Below are 16,218 nucleotides of genomic sequence, written 5' to 3'. Positions count from 1 at the left end.
AAATGGAATTTTTAAGTCTTACGGCATAACTTTAAGTAATATGAAATCAGACGCACAAAAAGGGTCGCAATGGATTTTATATTAGGAACATAACTATCGTCAATATCTCGAAATGGCAGAATTACAATGTTCATCACGATTAGAAGTACTTGGTATTGTAGAACAATTCAGTTATCTTAATGGAATTATTTTGTATGTTTGTATGTCAAAGATTTTAATTCACAAGAAGGTTTTAACCACCCGTAAATAAGGACTAATTAGAATAAGTAAACCTTTTATCGAAAGAAAATATATAGCAGACTTCGAGGAGGAATAAGCTCGAAAAATGAGAGAGAAGTAGATATATTAGGAAAGCTCAATCTTATTGAAATTTCATAATACTTCTTTAGGAATGCACAGTTACATAAAGAATTGAATAAACGTTTAGCGTAAATTCAAGGGTAATATTGTTGAAACATATCAATGGTCATCTCCAAGAATAACATACCAAACTCATTTTTTTTGTGAAAAAATACAATGCAAATTGAATGTTTAAATTTATTCAATATACACTAATTTCTAGAGGGGATTATTACTAATGAGAATGTATGCCTGGAAAAAAGAAAATGAACTAAAAAGACAAATTACTGATTACTACACAACTAAAAAGGATATAGAAGAATTCAAAAAGAATGAATTCAAAGATATCCAACAACATCGATCACAACTTTACCCTACCAATGATGAAAGAAAGCTTATTCTAAAAAGAATATATAAAGATGAGAAAGATCACGATACTAGAAAAGCAATTAAAGATTTCCAGAAGTCATCAATAGATACTCAAAAAGGTGATGTACAACATTATATGAGTCAGGTATTATGGGGTTTATTATGGTTTATTTTGATAAATGTAATTTCTATCATTTTCCGTATCAATGAAGATATTGTGGTTGATTTGATGGACACACAACCCATGGCAATTGTCGTTGTAATTGCTTCTCTACTGATGCTTATTGGTGCAACAATTTTGCTATATCTAACTTTTGGAGCACGTTCTCCTCGATCTTGGGTGCCATTGAGTTATATTAAGGGAGATATATTTTTATTAGCTAATTGTTTTGGGTGGATTGTAGCTTATTTTCTCGGCCGACTTGATCCTTTATCTGAAGAAATACTTCAATGGATAGAAGGTGTCATTTTATGGAGTGCCATACTGGGATTACTATATTTCATCATTGTTTTCAACGTTGGTCTTTGGAAAGAAAAAAAGAAAAGGAAATTTCGATATACATACTTGGATCGTATTCCAGACAATCCAATTGAACATCATGATGAAGACAGATTGCTACGTAATAAATTTGTTATTAATATGGTGAAATATTTAAACAGGCATGATCAGGGTGGATATTCTATAGGTATTTTAGGTGAATGGGGGACTGGAAAGTCTTCGGTCTTTAATCTAATACAAAAATATTTACCTAATGATGCTGTAACAGTTAATTTTAAACCTTGGTATTTTGGAAAAGACAACCATGATATTATTCAGTTGTTTTTTGCCCAACTATTAAGAGAATTGAAGTCACATAAATTGGGCGTGAATATATTAAAGTTGGACAAAGAATTATCAGCATATGCCCAATTGTTTTCAAATGTCCAGGTTAGACAGGATAATTTAATTTTCTCATTTCAGGCATTGGTAGATAAATTAATTCCGAGTGAAAAATCAAGCCTCACAGAATTAAAAAGTGATATTCAGAAATCCCTTGATTATTTGGATAAGCCAATTTATGTGTTCATTGATGACCTTGATCGACTTGATCCAGAGGAAGTACAAATGATACTAAAGTTAGTACGATTGGTAGCTGATTTTCGAAACATAACCTACTTGTTAGCATTAGATGAAAAGATCATAATTCAATCATTACAGGGAATGTATAAAACGGATGTTGGTGAAAACACAGCAGAACAGGCTAGAAAGTATATGGAGAAATTTATTCAGCTTCCGATTTATTTACCTCGAACATCGCCACAAGAGATTGGCGAGATTGCATGGAGCATGCTGCAAGAATTAGTGGAAGAGTTGGACTTAGATAGTATTATTGAAAAAGAAATTTTCACTAAAAATATTATACGACTGAAATACAATTTAAGGAATCTCAAACGTTTTTTAAACACTTTTGAATTCATGGTCAGTATGTTAGCAAAGGATGTTGATCTAAAAGATCTTCTATTATTAATTATGTTGAAAGAAGTTAATCCTCGTTTATACAACTATATCTATGAGAATTCTATTTATTTTTTGGGCCAGCAAAAAGAGATTCCCAAAGAGAAAGTAAACTTTGCTTTATTGTTCCCGAATTACTTGTTGTTCGTAGAGTTGTTAAAAGAAATTTTACCGCTCTGTGAACAACTTTGGAATCCAGAGTATAAGTTTAGTGAAGTTACAAATGACGGTTTGAAATTATGCAATCCGAAAGTATTTAATCGATACTTTCAATATGGACTTCCTGAAAAGGAAGCTTCACTATCAGATATAGACAGTTTACTAATATCTTTAAATGAGGTAGGTACTGATGCGGAGGCTTATCATATGTACTCGTTGTTTCTTGATAGGTATAGTCCCGATTTAACCAATGATTGGATACAGTATCGCATACAAGATAAATATAAAGAGTTGAAGTTAGACAATCTACTAATAGCAGTTACGCTTCGTTTCAATAAATTGTATCAATTTGCGGTGCCTTCTTATACAACAGAACAAAATAGTCTCGTTAATTTGACACGAGTGCTTCTGAAACATGTATCAGAAGAAATAACAGAATATTTTTATAAGAGCGCTCATTTGGCGTTGATTGTGAAAGTGAAGCACCAACACCTTGACCTAAATCTGAGCAATCTCCTCAAAATGAGTTTTCTATCTAATCTTCAAACTAATCCGTTGTTGCTTTACAATCGTGAAGATGCAAGACAAATCTACAACGAATGGTCAAATATGGAAGATGATCGATTCGTAATTAAGAATACTTTACGTAATTGGATTAATAACTCTGATGATTTATCAAACTTTTTATATCTAGCTTTGAAAACCCGTGATGATATGAAATATTATTCCTCCAATCTTGTTCTGTATTATCATTGTTCTAAGCAATTAGAAATTTTGCCTAATGACATTGAAACAATGCTGACTCCTGAATCAGAACTACCTGAAAAATTGAAAGATTTAGTTCATGATAAAGGTGGTAATGAGAGATACTTGAACCTATTTAGTTTCGCATACTATCATATGATTCCAGATGTAAAAGATATGCTTATTGAAATGATTAATGATTTCAAGAAGACTGGGATTAAAGGGAAAATGACTGCGCAGTTCCGAGCCCTACTTATAAGTATGGATAGTGTGATAAAAAAAGAAGAAATGTCTAAAATAAAACTATTAGTGAAAGAGATCGACGACGTTATTATTGATTAAAAATAAAGACGAAATAACTGACTGGCTCAACAGAAGTTGGATAAGGGAAGGGCTCAAGATCCTGAAGTACAATTTCAAGGACTAATGGGTCTTTGATGGAACTCTTAATTATATTCCGCTCATATCTAAAGTTGAAAACAAAACAAATTTTATTTGGTTTGTTAGCTAAAAATCATAGATGTAGCAAAAAGCACAGTTCATGGGATTGTGCTTTTTGTTAATTCAGCAATTTAAGGCTATTTATTTGTTTAGTTACCAAAATGCATTCTGCAGTGCATCAAAGAATCAACTTACATTTCATATGTATCCTAATGGAATCCCGAATAGTTCTAAAGAATTATCTAAAATAAAACTATTTACCTATACCTGCGGATAGGATAGTATATATTAAATACCTATATTTGGAGGATTAGATGAAAAAGTTACTTATCTCACTGCTTATTATGTCAACACTATTTTCTGGATCGGCCATGGCTGCTAGTAATACAGCCACAAGTTACATTAAAACTACGAGCATTGCAGAACAAAAAGCAAGCAATAAAATCAAGTCAAGTATTTTCAATCTATCAGATCAGCAACTCAAAAATGCAGTTGCAATAGGGAAGAAAGGGTATGATGCCGTAATTGATTTCAATAATAAGCAAAAATTATTGATCTCAATTGATAAACTAGAAATATGGCAACCAGATGTGTGGGTATCGACTCCATATTTTAATATTGTAAGATCTTCTTTCCTAAAGTTTAACGATTATGATACATATACATTAAAAGATGCAAAAGAGTTCTTAGCACTGTATAAAGGCTTAAATAGATTAGATTTCGAGCTACGCACGTATGGCAATAGTGTTACTTTTACGAAGAATCTAAAGGTGGTATTAAAACAAGGGAGTAAAGTTTACCAACCAAAAGATATAAGAGGCAAGGAGAATGTCTCAATGAGCGGATCTTGGCCAGAAGCTCCAGCATATGTGTCAGTCTTAAATGTAAGTTTTGATAATTCTAAGATCGATTTTAGCAAGCCAGCTGAGCTAGTTTATATGTACGCAGGTAAAGAATTATCTGTAACCTATAAAGTTGATTTCACTAAGGTGAAATAATCCCCCTTCTGGGGGATTTTTTAATGAAAGTTCAAAGAGGACTACAATCTATCATTTTGTAGACATAAGTAAATCAAACCTAACATATGAAACTTTTTAAGGAGAATCTACACATGAAATATCTAAGTGGTTTTATATTACTGAGTATATTGATCATCATCCTTGCGGGGTGTTCAAAAGGGGAGCCTGAGCAAGTGAAGCCTGAAGTGAAGGAAATTGAGGTACAGGAACAACAACCTATTAATGTTGAAATATCTGTTAACGAGGAATTCAATAAAGATAATCATCTAGCTATTAGTGGAACAACGAACCTGCCGACAGATATGGAACTGATGTTGAAAGTTACTAGTGAAGAAGGGTATAACGCACAATCAAAGGCCTATGTAATAAACGGATTGTTCCAAAGTGAATGGTTCACTTCAAGTGGACAGGGGCTTTCAAGTGGTAAGTATAGTGTCGAAATCACTTCTCCTACGGCCAATGTTCAACCCCGAAATGTGAAAGATGTGATTGGCGAACAAGGCGCTAACTTATCCGGGCCGCTGGTGAACGAGGACGAAATCTGGGGGAAGAGAATAGTATATTCATATGCATTTAGTGGTGGGGAACCAATCGTTCAGTCAACCCCTGAAGATGAAGAGATCTGGTCCACTATCAACGATAATTTAGAAACCGGTCAATACATGGAGGTTGCAAATGTAATAGATAAACTTTCTGAACCAAGCAACGATCTTCAGATGATGTATTATTACTCCATGTACCACGTTTACGGGCAAGATGGAGAAGATGAGAAATCACTTGAATCGTTATATCGTATACCAAGCAATTATAATGGTCACAATGCTGATCTGGTTTCCTATTATAAATACAGTCATGAATCATATGAGGCTGGACGAATCGAACCGTTAATGAATTTTGAAGATTATGTAGGTATCTATAAGAATAATGCTAGCTCATCAGAAAACTATAGATCAGATCAAAATCAAACAACTTCGAATGAACCGAGCGAACCAAAAGGTAACGATTACACGAGTAATGAGGCACCTTTATACAATGACTCTGGAGATTACAGTATCAATGGAGAATATAAACCGGTAGAAACCATGACTCAAGAAGACATACGTGAGGAATTAGAAGCGATTTTGAGGAACACACTATCTGGCAATTAACATTTGCTAAGACATTTCATTCTGGTCAAGCTCAAAGAAAGTGGATCTAGCTGTTGATGAACGCAGCAGATTTACTTGAAACTATTACGTGTAAGTGCTTGATCTTTCCTATAATGAAACTGTAGAAAGATTGTTTGTAAAGGAATTACTGAATCACAGAGTATATTTTGTTTTCAAACGTATTTTCGGAAGTGAAAATGAAAAAGACGTATCGCTTGCACTTTAAGTTGGTTGCTGAGTAGAAACCTAGATGATGAGTAAAGGAATGAAAGAGATGAACAAATGGACAATGAAGGAAACTTTGAAGGGAAAGACTTTCCCCGTAATTATCCTAACGATTATTTTGACCATTGCAATCAATAAATTGATCAATCGAGTAATGACTCAAGAGGTGATTTTTGAAGGAGGTTTATACACTTCTCATACAAATCATTTCTCACTTGGTATTTATGGTGTGATATTTGTAATCCCCGCTGGCTTTATCAGTATTTTAGTTGTAAAGCTACTTACGAATAAGATTAAAAGGCAGCCCATCTCCTTTGATGATGAAAAAAACTTCAAATGGCATAGTATGTATGGAACTGTATGCGGGTTTATTATTCTGTCTCTTCTACTTAACTTAACTAATACGTATGCATCTCAAGTGCTAGTATCTGATGTATGGGATGCTCTCATACATCTAGCTATTACATTCATTATTCCAATAGTCTTTGCTGTAATATCAGCAAAGTTGATCAATAAAGTTATGGTTCGTGTAACAAATACAAACGGAAGATTGATTGAAGAGATAGAGGCAGGAAAATATGATGGAGGAATTCTAAGTCAGAAAGATAAAGCTAGAATGTTGAAGTTATTAAAAAAGGGAAGTGTATCTTCCTTGAAGGGAGGAATGTTGCGTCTTAAGGTCATTGATTTCTTACTTATGGTCGGTGGTACTATTGTATTCGCTCTGCTGTTTTTACTGGATAAGACTGTCTCAATGTTTGGGAATCCAAACCATAGTACCGGATGGAACAATGGGGAAAGTAATTTACACAAAGAGAAAGAACGATTAAAAAGTGAGGCATATGATACAGCCGAGGAAAAACGGAAACAGGCCAATTTTTCAAAAGAAAAGTTTGTAAAACAAGCTAATTATAATGTTAGGTATTCGCAATCAGAATGTAATCGAGCAGTTCGAGATGAAAGAGAATATCAAAGGGCCAAACGTGATGCAGATTCGTTATAGTTAGGAGTAGTTATATTTCAAGGTCTATATATGGTCAAACAGCATACATCCTACCAGAACAACACTGATCAGGCTATGAGTTAATATAAAATCTTGCGAGGTATAATATGAAAAATCAACATTTTGCAATATTTTCAAATACGTTTGAGGAATATGAGGCATTTATTAATGCAGGTGTATTTTATTGGCCAAATGAAATTTCTAAATTAACACCTTACCAAAAAAGCTTAAATCATATTGAACTTAAAGAAAAGGTAGGAGATAGAATAGCCATTGTAGTAGGGGCTAACATGAAGAATATCAAAGATGAATACTTAAAAGAAAAAATTAAAAACACTCCAATGATCACACATATTGCTGAAGTAGCTGAAGTGTACGAGAGACCTGTATTAGGTTTTCGATATACTCACGGGAGAAATCCGAGTCCTTCGTTTATGCTTCCATTTGAATTTTTACTTGAATTAAAAAGCTTACAAAGCTATTTAGGCAAGAGTTTTAATACAAATGCGTTAAGGGAAATCGATACTGCAATTGAATTTGGTAAATGTATTTCTGAGTTGTTAAATAATAATGAGATTAGATTTACCCGATGTTATTTCAAAGATAAAGGCATTTATATTCAAGCTGAAAATGATAATGATATTTTTGAACTGGCTCCAGGTTTTCCTGTATATAAAAAAGCAGATAAAAGCATTAGTAATACATTAACATATAGGGAGCTGCCCGATAGAGATTCATTGGAGAAGATTATTGATGCATGTAAAACTAAAGGGTTAGATGGGGAAACCTTAATTTTAAGCCTTCGGACGTGGCGTGGTAGTAGGTTTATGAAATTGAATATTCTGGAAGAAAAGTTTCAAGACATCGAAGGCAAGTTACAAGAAGGCATCTCAACTAGATTAGTATCCAGTCATGAAGATTCTGACGAACTGTTAATTAAAATTAAAAAGCATTTACAAATACAAGCAACTGAATTTACATATGAAGATGAGGTGGAACTTATGGGATTTTCACAAAACACAATTTTTCATGGCCCTCCTGGCACAGGTAAGACTTATAATACAGTGAACTATGCGGTTAGTATTATTGAAAATAAAACGATTGATACAATACGAAATGAAGAGTATCCAAAGGTATTTGAAAGATACAATACATATAAGAAGGATGGACAAATTGGGTTTATCACTTTTCATCAATCTTATGGTTATGAAGAATTTATTGAAGGTATTAAACCTATTTTAGATGAGAAAAAAAATACAGAGATTATGTATAAGATTGAATCAGGAGTATTCAAGGAATTTTGTGAGAATGCTCAACAGTTAAAATTAACAACAAATAGTGAAGAGCTTGAAGGGGAAAAGAATGTTTGGAAAATCTCTTTAGGTGGCAGTGGTATGAATTGGTTGAAGAGAGAATGTTTTACGAACAATCAAATTCGAATTGGATGGGATGAATTAGGAATAGATTTTTTGGAAGAAGGAGAATACCCTTCCGACACATTATTTAATTTCTATGAGGAAATGAGTATCGGTGACATCGTCTTTTCTTTAGGTGATCAAAAGCATATTGATGCAATAGGTATTATTACAGGAGATCCGGAATGGTTAAAAGTAGATCGATTTCAAAGAAGCAGACAAGTAAAGTGGATTGCAACTGAAATAAATGAAAATATTTTTGATATAAATGGTAAAAAGAACTTAGTTCAACAAACGATATACAAGCTTTCAAGGCTCTCTATAAATGATGTGAATAATTTAATCTTAAAATACTCACAAAACGAACAAATAGACGTTAAAGTGAATAACAATAATTATGTCTTTATTATTGACGAAATTAATCGTGGTAATATTTCTAAAATATTTGGTGAACTAATTACATTAATAGAGCCAACAAAACGAATTGGCGCTGAAGAAGAATCTAGAGTTATACTCCCTTACTCCAAGAAAGAATTTGGTGTGCCGAAAAACGTGTACTTACTAGGTACGATGAATACAGCTGATCGCTCCATTGCGTTAATTGACACAGCTTTAAGAAGGCGCTTTAATTTCGTTGAAATGATGCCTGATGTTGAGGTGTTAGAGGGGATTTATGTTGGTTCAATAAATATAAAAGAAATGGTAGAGACAATAAACAGAAGAATCGAACTATTGTATGATCGCGAACACACAATTGGTCATGCATATTTTCTAATTTTAAAAGACACTCCTACTATTGAGAAGTTATCTGGGATATTCTTAAATGCAATAATCCCACTATTACAAGAATATTTTTACGAGGATTATAGTAAGATTCAATTGGTTTTAGGAGATAATGCAAAAGCTAACGAATATAAATTTATTTTAGATGAAAAAATTAAGATGAACGCATTTTTTAAAGGAAAACCTGATATTGATCTTCCAGAACAAAAATACGGGATACAAACAACGGCATTCAGTAAAGAAAATAGCTATAAAGAAATTTATGAGTAGGTAAAACTATGAGAAAATTAATTGAAATGAAAGAATTCGATGTTATTACGAATAACAAGGACTATATTGACGATAAAGAGTACGTTTATATGGATAATGAATCTTTTAATTATCTTGAAAATCTGATTCTATCATTCAAGGAAAATGAAGAAGCCGATGCCGTGGAGTTTTTTACTGTCACTACTAAACGCCATATCGGAAAAGTCATTCGTGCGAAAAATTATGTAGGTATCATTCAATTAAAAAATGGGACTCAAGTTCAAATTCTACCTAAAATTCATGGTTCTACTTATACTAATTCTAAAAGAATTTTTTTGAAAATGTTAAAAAGCTTGAAGGATTTCGCTAGTAAAACATTTAATGAAGCAAACTTGCATGTAGAGCAAATGAGTATCTATGAAATTTTTATACGTCTATATATTCAAGAAATTCAATTGTTAGTGAAGAAAGGAATAAGATCTGCTTATTTTGAAGTTGAGAATAATTTGAATGTATACAAAGGGAAAATGCTCTTCTCCCAGCATATCCAACAGAATATGGTTCATAAAGAACGATTTTTTGTTAGTCACGATGATTTTGGGCCAAATCGCGCGGAAAACCGACTCATTAAATCAACTCTGTTAAAATTATTAAAAGAATCAACTCATCAAGAAAATTTGAAAGAAATTCGTAAATTGCTTTTGAATTTTGAATTAGTAGAGCCCTCGAAAAACTACGAGAAAGATTTTTCTGGTGTAAAAATAGATCGTAATTCCAAACACTATGAAAGTATTTTGGTCTGGTCTAAAGTTTTTTTATTGAACCAGAGTTTTACAACATTTTCAGGTACGTCATTTGGAAAAGCATTGTTATTTCCAATGGATAAATTATTCGAAGTTTATATTGGACGTCATATGAAAAAGCTACTTTCAGATGATGACTGGGAATTGACTTTACAGGAGAAAGGTTATTTTTTATTTGAAAAACGTTTCTCTCTTCGACCGGATATGGTTTTACGGAATCATAATATAGGCAGGACGATTATCATTGACACAAAGTGGAAGATACTAAAAAATACACCCAACAATAATTATGGTATTTCTCAAGCAGATATGTACCAAATGTACGCTTACGCTAAAAAATATAATACAGATGAGATATGGTTAGTTTATCCAATTAACAATAAAATAAATGAGGACGAAGAAATTTGTTTTAAAAGTGACGATGGTGTCATTGTGAGAGTGTTCTTTGTAGATTGCAACGAGATAGAACGTAGTTTAGGACAATTAATAAACTTGTGTGTTCGTTAATTTTGTATAACCAGAATACAGACATTGCTTTTGCGGTAAACATGTTGACAATCTGACTCTGTTATTGGGGCTAGTGAAATTCAGTATATTGCGTAAAGGGGTACATGTATTGGAGTTTAAGGATTATTTAAAACAGAAGCATTTGTTAAATGCGAATGAAAAGAAATTAATGGATAAATCGATAGATCAGTATATAAGTCGATTAGAAAACTTGCGTTTGTATGGAATCTATAATGAGGAAAAACAAATCGATTCTGTTCTAGAACAGAAAATTCAAGAACATTATCAAGATTGGAAAATGTATAGGAAAACAATTGAGCATTACTTATCTTCAAAAAACTATTAATCAAGACAGGTTTGAACCTAAAATAGCAAATGAAAGTCGCTAAGTATGGTATTATCCCTTTTTTAGTAGACATGAAAAAAAGACATCTGGTAAGGTCAACTTAATCATGTGAAGGGGATTTTATGATGGCTAAAGAAAGGAAAAATTTACCGACGTTAATCGAAGAGAAATCGAGGCGGCCGTGCTGCTCGACGAGGAACATATAAGTATACGTGAAGTAGCGACACGTTTAGATGTTCAAATAAATTTCAGGTACAAGTATCGGCAGCAAAAGCGAAACAGGGAATGTGTCTAAAAACTGCTACATCCAAACGGGGATGACTTAGAACAAAGTTTTCCAGTATGGAAGATGAGATGGCATTTTTGCGGACAGAAATTGAATACTTAAAAGGCAGGTTTCCGAAATCAACACAAGTAATGACGAGTAAAGCAGTCAGATTTCAAATCATAAAGGACCTGCGAGCACGCCATGGTCTGGTTTGCTCTTAAAGCTAGCTACGTTTTGCCGCTCGGGCTATTACAAGTGGAGAAAACAGATCAGCGGCAAAAGAACGTCGATACAAGAAGCATGAGCTGTGAAATATTTCTATCAATCGTGCTAGTCCAGTTTTATTGCACTTTGATAAATTGCTGCATATTCGACTGTTTTCTTCAGTTAGATTATCACTAAGTAGAACAGGTCCTACTTCTAAAAGGAAGTAATGATGTAGAACTGAACATGATTAGCATTATGAATGTTAGTTAGGTGTAAACCCGTTGATTCAGGGTTGAGACAATCTGATTTAAGCCAGACAGTCGTATTGTCGGAGGAGACGCGTACAATTACATAAAAATAGTTATCAGCGGAGTCCGTATCATTCTTGGAGGGTTATTATTCTTAGAAATAAAGCGTTATCAATTATTGAAACAATTAAAAAAGAAGTATTCCATATAGAATAGAGTTCTAATAAGGAAGGTACCATTGCAATTGGTTTCTTCTATTTCTAAACGCTCTATATCAGTCATGATGACGAATTCTTGAAAATGGTATCTATATATTTATTTATAAGATATTGTATGTTATGATACTTAGGAAAAAAGTACCATCATGGGAGGTTAGATAGTGAATAGAAAAGGTGTTTTTAGTTCTTTGGTATTACTCATTTTTTTATGATAAGTAATACATAATTGCGGTGTTGAACCACTTTCGAAAATAGAGGAACTAAAAAAATCATCTTAAAAAAATTTGACTATACAGATAAACTACTTAAGGGTCAATAATTGAATTGGTCTCATTAGGTCTTAAAAGCTTTAAGTGCTTCATATACATATGATCCCGAGAGTAGAATAATTGATTTAGCAAGAATAAGAGTACGGTAACATTAAATCTCAACAGCTAGCAAAGCTTTATACATGATTATACCCCGCTCCCAAAGTCGATAACAGTATTACGTACAATTCACTAAAAGCCCATAAAGGTCAGGGTGTATCTTTGAAATTGACAACAACACTTTAAATGTAAAAACTTAAATTTATTTTGTGGAGGGTAATGGCTCTTCATTTTCTTTGTGTTGTATTAAATGTGTAATTCACCGAGTGGACAAACTTGAGAGATGGATACCGTAATTTGAAAACCTTATAGTTTGGAAGTAATTAATCATATCTAAACTATGAAATTTAGAGAGGATGTATTAATAATGATCTACTTGTTCAGGAAACTAGCTAGCAAGACCTTTATCGGATTACTCAGCTTGGGAATTTCAAGTTTATTCCTTTTTTCTTCTAGTTCGATATCTGCAGATGAAGGAACGTATACTCGCTTATCTGCAGGAACTCAAGAAATCACTATTGGACTCAATACGGAGTATAGCACTTCTTTTTCAGCATTAGGAGATTTTGGAGTCGAAAAGTCAATTAATTCTCTTGCCAGTTGTTCAATTGAAGACAGTAGTGTAGCCGTTGTAGTCAACGACTGCCAAGTTTATTCCGTTTCACTTGGAAGAACTTCATTACATATAGAATATCAAGGGCTGACTCTAAACATTCCTGTGACTGTCATAGATAAGTATAGAATTCAAACAGATGCACCAAATGTAGAGCAGTCCACTCTGGATGTTTATAAAGACTTAGATCTCTCGTCTATCTCAAAACAAAGGGAAGAAGTGCTGAAGGAACTCAATCAATACCGTTCCTTTGCAAAATTGCAGCCTCTTACTATCAATGAAAATCTGAATAAAGGTGCACAAGCTCATGCTAATTATCTAAAAGCAACAGGAACAACCGGCCATATTGAGAATCCGGCACATCCTTTGTTCTCAGGTACTTTTCCTTCTATGAGATTACAGGCTTTTGGTTATCCCAACATCAATGTAAGTGAGGTAGTCAGTCCGATGAAATCTGATCCGGTTGAATCTCTAAATAGATTAATTGCAGCTCCGTTACACCGAATTATTTTACTAGGTCCGGGACCTGACGAAGCGGGTATAGGAGTGAGCACAAATCATTTGGTTATTACACCAGGAACAAAGCGGGTAGGTGAGAAACTAATTGATCGTAGTGTCGTTTTGTTTCCTGCGGAAGGGCAGAAAAATGTCCCTTTGTCATGGGTAGCCCTAGAATCCCCTAATCCTCTGGCCTACTATCAAAAAGAAGGCGAGCAAGTTGGTTATCCAATTTCCATTAGTACGAGTTATTCTAATAATATGAAATACCACTCAGCAACATTTACAGATTCTAAGGGTCAATCAGTTGATTTTTACCTTGTAGATAGTGAGCATGGTGGAGTTGAAGAAGCTATACTGCTGATTCCCAAGCAGCCATTGAAACCTAATGAGAAATATACTGTCCAGATTGAGTTTGGCCAAAGCAAGCAGTCTTATGAAGGGTATGGTATACCTCCACAAGAGAACACTAAAACGTGGAGTTTTACTACTCGTAATGAGTCAGCGCACAGCTTGACATTAAATAAATCGAATTTATCTCTTAATGAGGGCCAATCGATCAATCTACCTAAGGTCTTCTTAACAACAGAACAAGGAACCATTAGGGACGTAAGTTCAGAATCTCAATATAAATCTGATTCAAGTCATGTTGTCATTCAAAACGGTAATTTAGTAGGTGACTCTGCGGGAACTGCAAAAGTTGTAGTTAGTTATGAGGGTAAAATAGTAAGCTTCACTGTTGATGTATTACCTACAGTCAAAAATACATTTAGCGATATGGCGTCACATTGGGCTAATGATGCTGTGAATTGGGGTAAAAAACTGGAGATTATGGGAGGCTACGCAGACAATACCTTCAAGCCCAATAGACTAGTTAGTGAAGAGGATTTCCTTAAAATGTTATTTAAGCTGTATGAGAAAGAAATTCCGACGGAAATTCGCAATCGATCTAAAACTAAAACAAAATGGTCCATAGGGTCATGGAGTGACCCATACTATAACTATGCTCTTTCATATAATCTTGATTTAGATAAAACCGCATTAAAGAAATCAGCTCGTCAAGAGCCATTAACAAGATATGAAGTTGCATCAATTATCTCAGGTCTACATGGTAAGAATTATAGCAATGCTCAGGATGCCGTACGTTTTCTCTTAGATATGGGATACTCGACAGGGAAAACAGCTTCAACCATAGATGGGTATCAAGGTAATGACTCTTTGACTCGAGCAGAAGCAGTCCAGTTTCTTCGTAAATTGGTCCAAGAAGGGATGAATAGTATTCAAGGTAGACCAGAACAAGTTAGCCCATTTATTAAGCAAGATCGTTTTATCAAAGCCAAATACAACGAAGATACAACACTTAACGTTAGCGGCAGATTTCAAGAATACGCTAATCAGACAACAAAAGTTATTATAGGTACACTCTTACCAAAATCAAAAGTAATCCAAGAATATTTGGTGACGTTTGATCGCGAAGGTTACTTTACAATCACAACTTCAAAGGTAATTGATCAGGATGGCTTACCAATTGAAGAGTTAATTATTGATTTTCCTATTCGAGAGGATCTCAGCTATCAAACTAAAGTGAACTATTTAGCTACATTTTATAATGTTTATAGATAGTTCTTTTCAAGATTAATCTTTGAGTAGTACTAAATATATCTCTATATACAAGTAGCATGGCACCAGTAGAGATTATGTTGTCCTTTCAGCATGAAGCTACGGCATGATATTTAAAGTGATGAGGTTGGTTGGGATTTCTTATTGGAGGAATAGCCTTAATTACGTTTTAAATGCTTGTTTTTGGGATTAACGCTGTTCGGTTTGAGGTGGGGGATGGAAATTGTCTGTCCTCTTTTTTTATTGATTATAAGAAGAACTATTTCATTTGTTTTTGGCCTTGTTCTAAGTTTTGTAGTTGCTTTATGACGTAATAAAGGGACACAGCAATATGGATTGAAATTATAGCCTTTGTTCTTGGAATAGGTGTTTAGGAGGGGGCCATAGACTGAATGGAACAGCAGTTATGTACGCTTATTTTGAGATTAAACGAATTGAGTACTGCAACACAAATGCATGCTTAGCAATTTCTGTCGATTAAATCACATTCTTCTCAGATAAAGATGTAAATATCCCGATATATTAATTATTAAGTCTCTCATTTCGAAAGGGCGGGGAATGCTTGAAAGAAATATGGTTTGTGACAAGCAGTGCAGATAAGTTTAAAGAACTCAACGAGATTGTTCAGAGCTACCCTAGTAAAGAAAAGCCAGTTTTTAGATTTCATTCAATTCAATCTAGCGAAATTCAAACAGAGGATATGGAAAAGTTAATTAAATTTAAGGCGTTAGAGGCTTTCAAAAAAATTAAGCGTCCTTTGTTGGTAGAACATACAAGCTTGCATTTAAGAGAATGGGGAGATTTGCCTGGGGGTTTGACACAAATTATCTGGAGTAAATTAGATGAAGATAAATTTATTGAACTAGTAGGTACGGATCGAAGAATAACTGCTCGGACTTATCTTGGCTACATCGATGGAAAGAAGATACATACCTATGTGGGAGAGATAAAAGGAAAGCTAGCAAAAGAAGCACGTGGAGATAATGGTTTTGGCTGGGATAGGGTTTTTATTCCGAAGAAACATAGAGAAACTCTTGCCGAACTATCCTCTGAGGAAAAAAATGATATTTCTATGCGAAAAAAAGCTGTAAGGAAGTTCCTGAAAGACTTACAGTCTAAAGGAGAGATCTGAG

At 33.9% G+C, this 16,218-nt stretch carries 9 protein-coding genes; all 9 read left to right on the top strand.

The features are described from left to right. The first annotated feature begins 577 nt into the window (after positions 1-577). The 9 genes from MKY28_RS31295 to MKY28_RS31255 all read left to right on the top strand — a co-directional run bounded on the left by MKY28_RS31295 (position 578) and on the right by MKY28_RS31255 (position 16,217). Positions 578-3,448, top strand: a complete 2,871-nt coding sequence (locus MKY28_RS31295; RefSeq protein ID WP_340938467.1) for a KAP family P-loop NTPase fold protein — start codon at positions 578-580, stop codon at positions 3,446-3,448. Between the two features lie 413 nt (positions 3,449-3,861). Further along, entirely contained in the window at positions 3,862-4,545 is a 684-nt protein-coding gene (locus MKY28_RS31290; RefSeq protein WP_340938465.1) for a hypothetical protein, read from the top strand. Between the two features lie 113 nt (positions 4,546-4,658). Then, on the top strand, positions 4,659-5,714 hold the full coding sequence (locus MKY28_RS31285) for a hypothetical protein (protein ID WP_340938464.1): 1,056 nt from the start codon (positions 4,659-4,661) through the stop codon (positions 5,712-5,714). Between the two features lie 274 nt (positions 5,715-5,988). Beyond that, positions 5,989-6,942: a hypothetical protein gene (locus MKY28_RS31280; RefSeq protein ID WP_340938462.1), complete on the top strand. Its 954-nt coding sequence runs from the start codon at positions 5,989-5,991 to the stop codon at positions 6,940-6,942. A 107-nt stretch (positions 6,943-7,049) separates the two neighbouring features. Further along, a complete protein-coding gene (locus MKY28_RS31275) occupies positions 7,050-9,410 on the top strand; it encodes an McrB family protein (RefSeq protein ID WP_340938460.1) in 2,361 nt (786 codons plus the stop codon). A gap of 8 nt (positions 9,411-9,418) precedes the next feature. Further along, positions 9,419-10,699: an McrC family protein gene (locus tag MKY28_RS31270; RefSeq protein ID WP_340938458.1), complete on the top strand. Its 1,281-nt coding sequence runs from the start codon at positions 9,419-9,421 to the stop codon at positions 10,697-10,699. 109 nt (positions 10,700-10,808) lie between these two features. After that, the gene (locus MKY28_RS31265; RefSeq protein WP_340938456.1) at positions 10,809-11,045 is read left to right on the top strand and encodes a hypothetical protein; all 237 of its coding nucleotides are present in this window, start codon (positions 10,809-10,811) and stop codon (positions 11,043-11,045) included. 1,676 nt (positions 11,046-12,721) lie between these two features. Further along, positions 12,722-15,088, top strand: coding sequence for an S-layer homology domain-containing protein (locus MKY28_RS31260; protein WP_340938454.1), 2,367 nt, complete (start codon positions 12,722-12,724; stop codon positions 15,086-15,088). 559 nt (positions 15,089-15,647) lie between these two features. After that, the gene (locus MKY28_RS31255; protein ID WP_340938452.1) at positions 15,648-16,217 is read left to right on the top strand and encodes a non-canonical purine NTP pyrophosphatase; all 570 of its coding nucleotides are present in this window, start codon (positions 15,648-15,650) and stop codon (positions 16,215-16,217) included. Position 16,218: the final 1 nt, after the last annotated feature.

It is taken from the genome of Paenibacillus sp. FSL R5-0473 (assembly GCF_038004565.1).
Classification (GTDB): domain Bacteria; phylum Bacillota; class Bacilli; order Paenibacillales; family Paenibacillaceae; genus Paenibacillus; species Paenibacillus amylolyticus.
The sequence above is the reverse complement of the archived record's forward strand: the minus strand, read 5'-3'. Positions and strand labels throughout refer to the sequence as shown.

Bases quoted from the DNA above. Each gene is read 5' to 3' on its own strand.
- MKY28_RS31295 (WP_340938467.1), top strand. From the start codon at position 578: ATGAGAATGTATGCCTGGAAAAAAGAAAATGAACTAAAAAGACAAATT.
- MKY28_RS31290 (WP_340938465.1), top strand. From the start codon at position 3,862: ATGAAAAAGTTACTTATCTCACTGCTTATTATGTCAACACTATTTTCT.
- MKY28_RS31285 (WP_340938464.1), top strand. From the start codon at position 4,659: ATGAAATATCTAAGTGGTTTTATATTACTGAGTATATTGATCATCATC.
- MKY28_RS31280 (WP_340938462.1), top strand. From the start codon at position 5,989: ATGAACAAATGGACAATGAAGGAAACTTTGAAGGGAAAGACTTTCCCC.
- MKY28_RS31275 (WP_340938460.1), top strand. From the start codon at position 7,050: ATGAAAAATCAACATTTTGCAATATTTTCAAATACGTTTGAGGAATAT.
- MKY28_RS31270 (WP_340938458.1), top strand. From the start codon at position 9,419: ATGAGAAAATTAATTGAAATGAAAGAATTCGATGTTATTACGAATAAC.
- MKY28_RS31260 (WP_340938454.1), top strand. From the start codon at position 12,722: ATGATCTACTTGTTCAGGAAACTAGCTAGCAAGACCTTTATCGGATTA.